Annotated in this window: 21 protein-coding genes; all 21 read right to left on the minus strand. The window is 41.5% G+C overall.

The features are described from left to right. Positions 1 to 16: 16 nt before the first annotated feature. Positions 17 to 454, minus strand: a complete 438-nt coding sequence (gene rplM / locus RZ44_RS06400) for a 50S ribosomal protein L13 (protein ID WP_035809649.1) — start codon at positions 452 to 454, stop codon at positions 17 to 19. Positions 455 to 632: 178 nt separating this feature from the next. Then, a complete protein-coding gene (gene truA / locus RZ44_RS06405; RefSeq protein WP_052108862.1) occupies positions 633 to 1,367 on the minus strand; it encodes a tRNA pseudouridine(38-40) synthase TruA in 735 nt (244 codons plus the stop codon). Positions 1,368 to 1,372: 5 nt separating this feature from the next. Further along, positions 1,373 to 2,170, minus strand: a complete 798-nt coding sequence (locus RZ44_RS06410; protein ID WP_035809650.1) for an energy-coupling factor transporter transmembrane component T family protein — start codon at positions 2,168 to 2,170, stop codon at positions 1,373 to 1,375. Then, complete coding sequence (locus tag RZ44_RS06415; RefSeq protein WP_035809652.1) at positions 2,163 to 3,023, minus strand: energy-coupling factor transporter ATPase; 861 nt, start codon at positions 3,021 to 3,023, stop codon at positions 2,163 to 2,165. The genes RZ44_RS06410 and RZ44_RS06415 overlap by 8 nt, the downstream gene beginning before the upstream one ends. Further along, positions 3,020 to 3,808: an energy-coupling factor transporter ATPase gene (locus RZ44_RS06420; protein WP_035809654.1), complete on the minus strand. Its 789-nt coding sequence runs from the start codon at positions 3,806 to 3,808 to the stop codon at positions 3,020 to 3,022. Before RZ44_RS06420 ends, RZ44_RS06415 begins: the two co-directional genes overlap by 4 nt. 147 nt (positions 3,809 to 3,955) lie before the next feature. Continuing rightward, positions 3,956 to 4,354 carry a 50S ribosomal protein L17 gene (gene rplQ, locus RZ44_RS06425; RefSeq protein WP_035809658.1) on the minus strand — a complete coding sequence of 133 codons (399 nt, stop codon included), beginning with the start codon at positions 4,352 to 4,354 and terminating at the stop codon, positions 3,956 to 3,958. A gap of 18 nt (positions 4,355 to 4,372) precedes the next feature. Beyond that, a complete protein-coding gene (locus tag RZ44_RS06430) occupies positions 4,373 to 5,317 on the minus strand; it encodes a DNA-directed RNA polymerase subunit alpha (protein ID WP_035809660.1) in 945 nt (314 codons plus the stop codon). Positions 5,318 to 5,397: 80 nt separating this feature from the next. Beyond that, on the minus strand, positions 5,398 to 5,787 hold the full coding sequence (gene rpsK, locus RZ44_RS06435; RefSeq protein ID WP_035809663.1) for a 30S ribosomal protein S11: 390 nt from the start codon (positions 5,785 to 5,787) through the stop codon (positions 5,398 to 5,400). A gap of 29 nt (positions 5,788 to 5,816) precedes the next feature. Further along, positions 5,817 to 6,182, minus strand: coding sequence for a 30S ribosomal protein S13 (gene rpsM / locus RZ44_RS06440; RefSeq protein ID WP_035809666.1), 366 nt, complete (start codon positions 6,180 to 6,182; stop codon positions 5,817 to 5,819). 24 nt (positions 6,183 to 6,206) lie between these two features. Continuing rightward, positions 6,207 to 6,320, minus strand: coding sequence for a 50S ribosomal protein L36 (gene rpmJ, locus RZ44_RS06445; protein ID WP_003156543.1), 114 nt, complete (start codon positions 6,318 to 6,320; stop codon positions 6,207 to 6,209). 30 nt (positions 6,321 to 6,350) lie between these two features. Next, positions 6,351 to 6,569 (minus strand): translation initiation factor IF-1, encoded by a 219-nt coding sequence (gene infA / locus RZ44_RS06450; RefSeq protein WP_017547668.1) that lies wholly within the window; start codon positions 6,567 to 6,569, stop codon positions 6,351 to 6,353. Positions 6,570 to 6,708: 139 nt separating this feature from the next. Beyond that, entirely contained in the window at positions 6,709 to 7,356 is a 648-nt protein-coding gene (locus tag RZ44_RS06455) for an adenylate kinase (protein ID WP_035809669.1), read from the minus strand. A gap of 18 nt (positions 7,357 to 7,374) precedes the next feature. After that, on the minus strand, positions 7,375 to 8,676 hold the full coding sequence (gene secY, locus RZ44_RS06460; protein ID WP_035809672.1) for a preprotein translocase subunit SecY: 1,302 nt from the start codon (positions 8,674 to 8,676) through the stop codon (positions 7,375 to 7,377). Then, positions 8,676 to 9,116 (minus strand): 50S ribosomal protein L15, encoded by a 441-nt coding sequence (rplO, locus tag RZ44_RS06465; protein ID WP_035809674.1) that lies wholly within the window; start codon positions 9,114 to 9,116, stop codon positions 8,676 to 8,678. The genes secY and rplO overlap by 1 nt, the downstream gene beginning before the upstream one ends. A 27-nt stretch (positions 9,117 to 9,143) precedes the next feature. Beyond that, a complete protein-coding gene (gene rpmD, locus RZ44_RS06470; RefSeq protein ID WP_035809676.1) occupies positions 9,144 to 9,323 on the minus strand; it encodes a 50S ribosomal protein L30 in 180 nt (59 codons plus the stop codon). 14 nt (positions 9,324 to 9,337) lie between these two features. Then, the gene (gene rpsE, locus RZ44_RS06475) at positions 9,338 to 9,841 is read right to left on the minus strand and encodes a 30S ribosomal protein S5 (protein WP_035809677.1); all 504 of its coding nucleotides are present in this window, start codon (positions 9,839 to 9,841) and stop codon (positions 9,338 to 9,340) included. A gap of 21 nt (positions 9,842 to 9,862) precedes the next feature. After that, the gene (gene rplR, locus RZ44_RS06480; RefSeq protein WP_035809680.1) at positions 9,863 to 10,225 is read right to left on the minus strand and encodes a 50S ribosomal protein L18; all 363 of its coding nucleotides are present in this window, start codon (positions 10,223 to 10,225) and stop codon (positions 9,863 to 9,865) included. 24 nt (positions 10,226 to 10,249) lie between these two features. Beyond that, positions 10,250 to 10,786, minus strand: coding sequence for a 50S ribosomal protein L6 (gene rplF / locus RZ44_RS06485; RefSeq protein WP_035809683.1), 537 nt, complete (start codon positions 10,784 to 10,786; stop codon positions 10,250 to 10,252). Between the two features lie 26 nt (positions 10,787 to 10,812). Then, complete coding sequence (rpsH, locus tag RZ44_RS06490) at positions 10,813 to 11,211, minus strand: 30S ribosomal protein S8 (protein WP_035809686.1); 399 nt, start codon at positions 11,209 to 11,211, stop codon at positions 10,813 to 10,815. A gap of 29 nt (positions 11,212 to 11,240) precedes the next feature. After that, a complete protein-coding gene (locus RZ44_RS06495; protein ID WP_026859096.1) occupies positions 11,241 to 11,426 on the minus strand; it encodes a type Z 30S ribosomal protein S14 in 186 nt (61 codons plus the stop codon). A gap of 19 nt (positions 11,427 to 11,445) precedes the next feature. Beyond that, positions 11,446 to 11,985 carry a 50S ribosomal protein L5 gene (gene rplE, locus RZ44_RS06500; RefSeq protein ID WP_035809689.1) on the minus strand — a complete coding sequence of 180 codons (540 nt, stop codon included), beginning with the start codon at positions 11,983 to 11,985 and terminating at the stop codon, positions 11,446 to 11,448. Positions 11,986 to 11,994 lie beyond the last annotated feature (9 nt).

An 11,994-nucleotide genomic window follows, 5' to 3' on the forward strand; every position in this document is an offset into this window, starting at 1 on the left:
TTTTCCCTCCTAGTCCTTAACCACGTAACTCGTAGTTTTCAGGTTGTTGTGCTGCGTGTGGGTGTTCCGCTCCACCGTATACGAATAATTTTTTGCCTTGTTTACGTCCTAATGGATTCTTAGGTAACATTCCTTTGATAGAAGTTTCTAATAATCTCATAGGGTTTTTGTCTCTTAATTCACCAGCTGTAACTGATTTGATTCCACCAACATGACCTGAATGTCTGTAGTAAACCTTTTGTGAATCTTTTTTACCAGTTAATTCAATCTCACTTGCATTGATTACGATAACGTAGTCACCTGAATCAACGTGAGGTGTGAAAGTTGGTTTGTGTTTCCCGCGTAATAGTGTTGCTACTTCAGTAGACAGGCGACCTAAAGTCTTACCTGCTGCATCTACAACAAACCATTTACGTTCGATGTTTGCTTCGTTAGCCATAAACGTTTGACGCATAGTAATTTCCTCCTAAATCTCGTTCTATATTGTCGTTTTAAATTAGTCGTTTTTGTCTTTTTATATTCATTAATCCTAATAAGTTTCCGGGGCCTATTAATCATGGATGGATATAAAAATGTACCGTTAATTATTATATAATCGAAGTGTCATAAAGTCAATGTTTTCAAGATAACTTTTACAACTTTTCATACCATACTTTTTCCAGATAAAGACCTTCTGCCGGAGCGGTTTTAGGTATGATTGTTCTGTCCTTCGCCGCAATCATGTTCAGCGTATCCGGCGTTCTGATACCTCTGCCGCATTCCAGTACATATGCTGCAAGTATCCGCACCATGTTGTACAGAAAACCGGTTCCGGTAATGACAAAGTCAAAGCCGTCGTCTGTTTCAATCACTTCGAATGTTTTAATTGTCCGGACCTTATTTTTAATTTCAGTCTTCGCACTCGAAAATGTCGTGAAGTCATGCGTGCCGATAAACGGCGCCATCGCTTCTTTCATCAGAGATATATCAAGCTCATAAGGATAGTGCGTCTTTAAACCGTCGTAAAACGGGTTTTTAACGCTCGTGTAGACCTTGTAGCGGTATGTCTTCCCCGTTGCATCAAAGCGTGAATGGAAGTCGTCAGCAGCGATTGTGACATCGTTTATCAGAATGTCCTCAGGCATCGCCCTGTTCAAGATGAATTTCCACTTGTCCGGCTCGAGGTCGATCGGCGTATCAAAGTGAAAATACTGCTCGAGTGCGTGTACACCCGCATCCGTTCTCGATGATGCATGAATCCGCACAAAGTCCTTGTGCATGCGTTTCAGCTGTTTCTCGAGCGTTCCCTGCACCGTACGATAGTCATGCTGATACTGGAATCCGCTGAAGTTACGGCCGTTATATGAAATATTCACTGCCACTCTCATTAGTTTCACTGCCTTACAAATAATAATAATGCGCCAAACAGCACCAGCACAATCAATGTGACGGTATCTCTCGTCTGCCACGTCAGCAGGCGGTAATGCGTCCGTCCTGCTTCACCCTGATATCCTCTGACTTCCATCGCGATCGCCATTTCCTCTGCACGCTTAAACGCCGACATAAAAAGCGGAATGAATATCGGCACGAGTGCATTAATACGCTGCTTCAGGCTCCCCGTCAGAAACGTTGAGCCTCTCGCACTCTGCGCTTTAATTATTTTTTCCGTCTCATCCATCAGTGTCGGTATAAACCTTAACGAAATTGACATCATCATTGCGATTTCATGCACCGGCACTTTAACCGTTTTAAGCGGTCTGCACAGTTTTTCAATCGCATCCGTCAGTTCAATCGGACTCGTTGTCAGCGTCATCAGCGTCGTAATGACGACGAGCATAATCAGCCGTACCGTAATATAAATACCGGTAATCAGCCCTTTTGATTCGATCGTGAAGAATCCGCCGTCGATTAAAACCGTTCCGCCTTTTGTTAAGAAAATATGCATCAGAAACGTAAATATCAGAAGAATAAATATAAGCTTTAACCCGTTAAACAGAAATCTGACCGACAGTCCCGCAAGCTTTGTCACCAGCAGCACGAACAGTATTAACAGACTGTAGCCGACCCAGTGATTTGCAAAGAAGACGATAACCATAAACATAATTACCGAAATAATCTTCGCACGCGGATCGAGCATGTGAATGATACTATTTCCCGGGATATACCTTCCGAGCAGCATCGAACTAAGCATTATCCCGCCTCCAGTCCTCATACAGCTGAATAAATTCCGCCGTATTTTTCGGAGTACCGTTTAAGACAATACCTTTTTTTGTTAGATCCTGAACGAGCTGAATGACATGCGGCACTTCGAGATTATAACGTTCCATAAAGTCTTTGTCCGTCAGTACATCGCACGTTGGACCTTCTCCTGCCAGCATGCCCTGCGACATGACTTTAACCTCATCGGCATATTCTAGTACATCATTCATATCATGTGTAATGAGAATCACTGTAATTCCCATCTTCTTATACACATCGTAAAACAGCTGCATAGTCTCATCATGACTTAGAGGATCGAGCCCCGCCGTCGGCTCATCAAGTATAAGAATACTCGGTTCCATCGCAAGTATGCCCGCTATAGCCACTTTTCTCATCTGCCCTCCGGAGAGTTCAAACGGACTTTTACCGAGCAGCGAATCATCGACGTTTAAAAGCTTAAGATAATAGCATGCTTTTTCCTTCGCCTCTTCTTCGCCGATACCCATATTCATCGGACCAAACATCACATCTTTTAAGACAGTGCTCTCAAACAGCTGGTGTTCGGGAAATTGAAATACCATGCCGACACGCGATTTCGCCTGATGAACAGTTTTCTGTTTTACTTTTTTCGACAAAACAATTCCGTCGGTTTCCACCGTACCCGAGCTCGGCAGTATCAAACCGTTCATCGTCTGAATCAGTGTTGATTTACCGCTCCCTGTATGACCGATCAGCCCGTAGAACTTCCCCGGTTCAAACGTCGTGTCTATATCTTTTAACGCCTGATACTCAAACGGGGACTTGCGGTTATAAATTACACTTACATTATTAAACTGTATCGTCATAACCGCATCACCAGCTCATCATGTGTCATATAGGAACTGCCAAGAAGTGCGTCTGCAATCTCTACTGTATACGGTACTTTCAAGCTGCTGTTCCTAAGAAGTTCCTTATCTTTATATATTTCCAGAACAGAACCGTCACCGACGACAGCACCGCCGTTCATAACGATTACTCTGTCGCTTCGTTCAATCTCAGTCAGATCATGGGTAATATAAAGAATTGTCGTATCGAGCTGTTCATGCAGTCTGCATAATATAGACAGCACTTCACTCCGCCCTGACGGGTCGAGCATCGATGTTGCTTCGTCCAAAATCAGCACTTCCGGCTGCATCGCGAGAGCCCCTGCGATTGCCACACGCTGTTTCTGTCCGCCCGACAGACGATGCGGTTCATGCGAACGGAACTCGAGCATATTAACAAGGCCGAGCGCATGCTCGGTACGCTCAATCATTTCAGAACGTTCAAGCCCGAGATTCTCAAGACCGAATGCCACATCATCTTCCACCGTTGCACCGACAAACTGGTTATCCGGGTTTTGAAAAACGATGGCAAACTTACGGCGGAGTGACTGCTTATTTTTTTCAGTCAGCAGTTCTCCCCCGACGTAAATCTCCCCTTCATGGTCATCAATGATGCCCATAATGATTTTTACGAGCGTGCTTTTGCCGGAACCGTTATGCCCGATTATCGAAGTCCACTCACCGGCATTAAAAGGGATGGAGATATGATCCAGAGCGTACGATTCTTCTCTCCGGTATTTAAATGCAATATCTTTTAACGAAATCATATTTCCACCCCTTTAAAATTTTATGTAAAAAAAGCGCGTACCCTGCAATAAGAGTCGCGCACTGATGATATATTGCAGGATACGTCGAGCTAGACGAATGAGCCCTTCCGGGCTCACCATCATAACACTCACTCTGCTTTTAAGAGATTACGCTTCTTCAGTTGTTACTGGAGCGCCTTCTACGAATTCGATAATTACAAGCTCAGCTCCGTCACCACGACGTGTTCCAAGCTTCTTGATGCTTGTGTAACCGCCTTGACGATCTGCGAAACGTGGAGCGATGTCTTCAAATAATTTTTGAAGTGCATAACTAGTTGAACCATCTTCATTGATGATTTCTACGTTACGTACAGTTTGACCGGCACGTCTTTTCGCTGCTAAGTCGCCGCGTTTACCCAGTGTAACAAGACGGTCAGCTAATTTACGCAGTTCTTTGGCACGGTCTTCAGTAGTAGTGATGCGCTCACTTACGATTAGTGAAGTAGCTAAGTCGCGTAACATTGCTTTTCTTTGATCAGATGTACGTCCAAGTTTTCTGTAACCCATTATTTCTCCTCCTTTATGCTAGTCTTCTTTACGTAGACCCAAGTCAAGGTCTTCGAGTTTAAATTTAACTTCTTCCAGAGACTTACGTCCCAGATTTCGCACTTTCATCATATCAGCTTCTGTTTTGTCGGTAAGTTCCTGAACAGAGTTGATACCAGCGCGTTTCAGACAGTTATAAGAACGTACTGATAAGTCAAGTTCTTCAATAGACATTTCAAGTACTTTCTCTTTCTGATCTTCTTCTTTTTCGATCATGATTTCAGCATTTTGAGCTTCATCTGTAAGACCTACAAAGATGTTTAAGTGTTCAGTGAGAATTTTAGCACCCAATGATACTGCTTCCTGAGGAGTGATTGAACCGTCAGTCCATACATCCAGAGTAAGCTTATCGAAGTTTGTACTTTGTCCTACACGTGTATTTTCAACAGTATAATTCGCACGTTCTATCGGTGTATAGATAGAATCGATTGGAATTACACCAATTGGCATATCAGCTTTATTATTACCGTCTGCAAGCGTATATCCGCGTCCGCGATCAGCTGTCATGCGTAGTTTTAAGCTTCCGCCTTTAGATACTGTTGCAATCTTAAGGTCTCTGTTTAAAATTTCCACATCGCTGTCGTGAGTAATATCAGCTGCAGTTACCACACCTTCACCGCTAAAATCAATTTCCAAAGTTTTTTCTTCTTCAGAATAGATCTTTAAAGCAAGGCTCTTCATGTTGGTAATAATTGTAGTCACGTCTTCAACAACGTTGTCGATTGTTGAAAACTCATGAAGTACATTTTCTATTTCAATCGTCTTAACTGCCGCACCTGGTAGTGATGATAAAAGAATGCGACGCAAGGAGTTCCCAAGTGTTGTCCCATAACCTCTTTCTAAAGGTTCTACAACAAACTTACCAAACTTAGAATCTTCCGATACCTCTACTGTCTCAATTCTAGGTTTCTCGATTTCGATCATGTGTAACATATCCTCCCTTTAAACGCCGAAAATATTAGAAAATAATATTGTTCCCAACTACTTAAGCGATTTATTATTCTTTATACACGACGGCGTTTAGGTGGACGACAGCCATTGTGTGGAACCGGAGTTACATCTTTGATAGCTGTAATTTCAAGTCCAGCTGACTGAAGCGCACGGATAGCTGCTTCACGTCCGGCACCAGGACCTTTAACTGTAACTTCTACAGTTTTCAGACCGTGTTCCATCGCTGCTTTAGAAGCAGTTTCAGAAGCCATTTGTGCTGCGAAAGGAGTAGATTTCTTAGAACCTTTGAACCCTAATGCACCGGCAGATGACCATGAAAGAGCATTACCGAACTCGTCAGTAATTGTTACGATAGTGTTGTTAAAAGTTGAGCGGATGTGTGCTACACCTGCTTCGACATTCTTTTTCACTCTACGTTTACGTGATTGTTGTTTGCGAGCCATTATTTATCCTCCTTTACTTTAGTAACTATTTATTTCTTCTTGTTCGCTACTGTTTTGATTGGACCTTTACGAGTTCTTGCGTTGTTCTTAGTTTTTTGACCATTAACTGGTAAACCGCGACGGTGACGCATTCCCTTGTAAGAACCGATTTCCATAAGACGTTTAACGTTTAAGTTAGTTTCACGACGTAAGTCACCTTCGACTTTGTATACGTCAACTACTTCACGGATTTTGTTTAACTCATCTTCAGTAAGATCTTTAACTCTTGTATTCTCATCAACTGATGCTTTAGCTAAAATTTCGCTAGCGCGTGTTGGTCCAATACCGAAAACATATGTTAAAGAAATTACAACACGTTTGTCACGTGGTACGTCAACTCCTGCAATACGAGCCATATCTTTGCACCTCCAAATTAAATATTAACCTTGTTTTTGTTTGTGTTTAGGGTTTTCACAAATTACCATTACTTTTCCTTTTCTGCGGATAACTTTACATTTCTCACAGATAGGTTTTACTGATGGTCTTACTTTCATGTTTTTTACCTCCTTAGAATATGGAGTCTCTTATTTGAAACGATAAGTGATTCTGCCACGCGTTAAGTCATAGGGTGACATCTCAACTGTTACTTTATCACCAGGAAGTATGCGTATATAGTTCATACGAATTTTACCTGATACATGAGCAAGAATCTCATGACCATTTTCTAATTCTACTTTGAACATTGCATTTGGTAAAGTATCAAGCACTGTACCTTCCAGTTCAATTACATCTTGTTTACTCACTTTTTTTCCTCCTTATACAGCATTTCAATTCCATTACAGAAATTTGCTCTAGGTGACGACTCACTTCGTCTAATAACGACTCTCTCGTATACATATAGACATAGCAACATTCACCTAAATTGCTGTAAGGTGAATATTTCTATAAGCCATTAAGAATTTCATCGACTTCTTCGAAAACTTCTTCTATATCTTTTGAGCCATCTACTGTAGCTAGAACTCCAAGACCTTTATAGAAATCTAAAAGTGGCGCTGTTTGTTTGATATTGACTTCCAGACGGTTCTGAACTGTTTCCGGATTATCATCTTCACGCTGGTAAAGTTTACCACCGTCTAAGTCACAGATACCCTCTGTCTTAGGCGGATTAAACACCAGATGATACGTCGCACCGCAAGTTTCACAAATGCGGCGTCCAGTCAGTCTGTTCATCAGTTCCTCTTCAGGCACTTCGACATAAATAGTCTGATCGATCTGAGTGCCGAGCTCTGACATGATGTTATTCAGTGCTTCAGCCTGTTCAACAGTTCTAGGGAAACCATCTAACAGGAAACCACCTTTGGCATCACTTTGAGAAAGACGCTCTTTTACGATACCGACCGTTACTTCGTCAGGTACGAGTTCGCCCTGGTCCATAAATGCCTTGGCCTGTCTTCCTAAATCCGTCTCGTTTTTAATGGCAAGACGGAACATATCTCCTGTAGAGATATGAGGAATCGAGTATTTTTTGATTATTTTCGCAGCTTGAGTACCTTTTCCTGCACCAGGCAAGCCCATAATAATAATATTCATTATTTTGTTTCCTCCTACTTATCTACGCTTTCTAAATCCGCGGTATTCTCTCTGGTTAGCCTGAGCTTCCAGCTGTTTCATCGTTTCCAGTGCAACACCGATAACGATCAGCAAGCTCGTTCCACCAATTTGAATCGCCTGCGGCAAGTCCATAAACTTCGTAATTAAGAGTGGTAAAATCGCAATTCCGGCAAGGAATATTGAACCGACAAATACTAATCTGTATAACACAGAAGTAATGTAGTCCTGCGTGTTTTTACCTGGGCGGATACCCGGAATGTAGCTGCCCTGTTTTTTCAGGTTGTCAGCCATCTTCTCAGGATTCACCTGTACAAATGAATAGAAGTAAGCAAATGCGATAATCAGGACAACATAGACAATCATTCCAATCCAGTCCGACGGATCAGCAAAACGGGCTACCGTTTGTGCCCAGTCGGCATCCGGGAAAAATAACGTCAATGTCTGAGGCATCATCAGAAATGCCATTGCAAAGATTACCGGGATAACCCCAGAAGGGTTAACTTTTAACGGTAAGAATGTTGATTGTGGTGACAGCTGTGAGCCAGGTGTTCTCTGTCCTTTTGCATATTGCACTGGAATCTTACGAATCGCCTGTAAGATAAACACTGCAAACGCAGTAAGAAGAATAAGGAATATTACAATACCAGCGATTTGAAGCACTGCCATTGTCGTATCCGCATTACCTGTGAATCTCGACTGATAAAGCTGAATTAATGCACTTGGTAGTGCACCCAGGATACCCGCGAAGATAATGATTGAAATACCATTACCAACTCCGTGTTCAGTGATCTGCTCACCGAGCCACATGAGGAATGCAGTACCTGTAGTTAAAATTAAAGCAATAAGCAGATAAGATCCGACATTGTTGTCATCAATCAGGTTACCGCCAAACATCTGGTTAAATGCAAATGACATACCGATTGCTTGGATAAATGCTAAAACGATCGTGAAATACCTTGTGAACTGAGCAAGTTTACGTCGGCCTACTTCGCCTTGTCTTGCCCATTCAGCAAACTTTGGAATTACATCCATTTGAAGCAGCTGCGTCACGATTGACGCCGTAATGTACGGCATAATCCCCATCGCAAGGATAGAGAAGTTCATGAGCGCTCCACCGCCAAACGTATTCATTAAATCCAGAACTCCGCTCCCGGAAGCACCTGTGTCAAAAACACCAGGATCTACACCGGGAACAGGAATATAAGTACCGATTTTAAAAATAACCAGCATTGCCAAAGTGAACAGTATCTTGCTACGTATTTCTTTAATTTTAAAGAAATTCGAAATCGTCCCGATCATTAGATCACCTCATGAGTTCCGCCCTGTTGCTCAATCGCTTCTACAGCTGAACTAGAAAATTTGTGCGCTTTAATCGTCAACTTCTTCTCTAAGTTACCGTTGCCTAAAATCTTAATTCCAGATTTTTGGTTTTTAACAATTCCTGATTCGATTAAAAGTTCAGGAGTTACTTCTGTACCATTATCAAAACGGTTTAACGCACTAACATTTACAACTGCGTAATCTTTACGGTTGATGTTTGTGAATCCGCGTTTTGGAATTCTACGGAAAAGTGGTAATTGTCCACCTTCGAAAGTAAGACCAACTTTACCGCCAGAACGTGACTTCTGTCCGTCATGACCGCGACCGGATGTTTTACCGTTACCTGATGACATACCGCGTCCAACTCTGTTGCGTTTGTTACGCGCGCCTTCAACTGGTTTAAGTTCGTGTAATTTCATCTTCGCACCTCCTACATTATTTTATCATTAATTTTCTTCTACTGTAACTAAATGCGCAACCTTAGCAACTTGACCTCTGAATTGAGGAGTGTCTTCGTGCTCTACAGTCTTGTGCATTTTGTTAAGACCTAAAGCCTTAACTGTGTCTCTTTGTGTCTGCGGCTTACCGATAACACTTTTAGTGAGGGTAACTTTCACTTTTGCCATTGACTATTCCCTCCTTAGTTTAGAATCTCTTCTACAGTTTTATCTCTAAGTCTTGCAACTTCTTTAACATCTTTAAGTTCAGTTAAACCAGTCACTGTAGCGCGAACTACGTTGATTGGTGTGTTGGCACCAAGTGACTTACTTAAGATATCTGTAATACCAGCTAACTCAAGTACGGCACGAACCGGTCCACCGGCGATAACCCCTGTACCAGGAGCAGCAGGTTTCATGAATACGTTACCTGATGAGAATCGTCCGACTACTTCATGAGGTACTGTACCGTTTACGATAGGTACTTCAACCAGATTTTTCTTAGCAGATTCGATAGCTTTTTTGATTGCTTCAGGAACTTCCTGAGCTTTACCTGTACCGAAACCTACACGTCCTTTTCTGTCCCCAACTACTACTAAAGCTGAGAAACGGAAACGACGACCACCTTTAACTACTTTAGCGATACGGTTGATCGTTACAACGCGCTCTTCAAATTCTTGTACTTCTCTTTCTCTTCTTTGAGCCATGAAATATGTCCCTCCTTTATATTAGAAATCAAGTCCGTTTTCACGTGCTGCATCTGCTAATGCTTTAACACGTCCATGATATAAATATCCACCACGGTCAAATACTACTTTTTCAAAGCCTTTGTCTTTTGCACGGTTAGCAATAAGAGTTCCAACTTCTTTAGCAGCTTCTACGTTAGATCCAGATTCACCTTTGAATTCAGCGTCTTTAGTAGATGCGCTTGCAAGTGTAATTTGCGCAGTGTCATCAATTAATTGAGCATAGATATGCTTGTTTGAACGGTAAACATTTAAACGTGGTCTTTCAGGCGTTCCTGAAAGTAAGTTACGCACGCGACCATGTCTCTTTTGACGTACTTTGTTCTTGTCAATTTTCGCGATCATTGATGTTCACTCCTCACTTATTTATTATTTACCAGTTTTACCTTCTTTACGGCGAACGTTTTCACCTTTATAGCGAATACCTTTACCTTTGTATGGTTCTGGTGGACGTACTTTGCGGATGTCTGAAGCTAAAGCTCCAACTTCCTCTTTGCTGATACCTTCAATTTTAATGTTAGTATTCCCGTCAACTGTGATCGTAAGATCTTCAGCCGGTTCGAATTCTACAGGGTGTGATAAACCAACGCTGAGCGTTAATTTCTTACCTTGCATTTGAGCACGGTAACCTACCCCGATAAGTTCTAGTTCTTTTACGAAACCTTTAGATACACCTTCAACCATGTTGTTGATAAGTGCACGAGTTGTTCCGTGAACTGTACGGTGTTCTTTAGATTCACTTGGACGTACTACTTCAAGAGTAGTATCTTCAAGATTGTAAGTCATTTCTTCATTAAATGTATTTACAAGTTCACCTTTAGGACCTTTAACTGTAATAGTATTGTCCTTGATGTCTACTGTAACATCACTTGGAATGTCAATAAGACGTTTACCTACACGACTCATTACTTTGCACCTCCTGTATTATTAAATTACCAAACGTATGCGAGAACTTCCCCGCCAAGATTTCTTTTACGCGCTTCTTTATCTGTAAGCACGCCTTCTGAAGTTGAAATTAGAGCGATTCCAAGACCGTTGAGTACTCTTGGTAACTCTTCTCTTTTAGCATAAACACGAAGTCCAGGTTTAGAAATACGTTTCAAACCAGTGATAACGCGTTCGTTTTCGTTGCTGTATTTCATGAATACACGGATGATTCCTTGCTTATCGTCCTCGATGTATTCTACGTTTTTTATAAAACCTTCTGTTTTCAAAATTCCAGCGATTTCCTTTTTCATGTTTGAAGCAGGAATCTCTAAAGTTTCATGTCTAACAATGTTCGCATTTCTAATGCGTGTTAGCATATCTGCAATTGGATCTGACACTGTCATTTAAGTTGCCTCCTTTCGATTAATGAATCTTACCAGCTTGCTTTTCTTACACCAGGAATTTGCCCTTTGTAAGCAAGTTCACGGAAACAGATACGGCAAAGCTTGAATTTACGTAGTACTGAATGTGGTCTTCCACATCTTTCGCAGCGTGTATATTCTCTAACTTTGAATTTTTGTTCTTTTTGCTGTTTAGCAATCATTGATTTTTTAGCCACTATATTGCCTCCTTATTACTTACTTTTGGAACGGCATACCGAATTGTGTAAGCAGTTCACGAGCTTCTTCGTCCGTGTTTGCTGTCGTTACAATAACGATATCCATACCGCGCACTTTTGATACTTTATCGTAATCGATTTCCGGGAAGATGATTTGTTCTTTAACACCAAGTGTGTAGTTACCGCGGCCATCGAATGCTTTCTTAGAAATACCTCTGAAGTCTCTTACACGTGGTAATGTAACTGCAATCAGTTTATCCAGGAATTCATACATTCTTTCTCCGCGAAGTGTAACTTTCGCACCGATAGGCATACCTTCACGTAAACGGAATGTAGCGATTGATTTCTTAGCTTTAGTGATAATTGGTTTTTGACCTGTAATTGCACTTAGTTCCTCAACAGCTGTGTCAAGTACTTTAGCGTTTTGTACAGCATCACCAATACCCATGTTTACTACGATTTTATCAATCTTCGGCGCCTGCATTACTGAAGAATAATTAAATTTATTTACTAGTTCTTGTTTAATAGTTTCATTGTATTTGTCTTTTAAGCGAGCCATTAATGTGAC

Source organism: Jeotgalicoccus saudimassiliensis (genome assembly GCF_000756715.1).
In the GTDB taxonomy this organism is placed as follows: Bacteria; Bacillota; Bacilli; order Staphylococcales; family Salinicoccaceae; genus Jeotgalicoccus; species Jeotgalicoccus saudimassiliensis.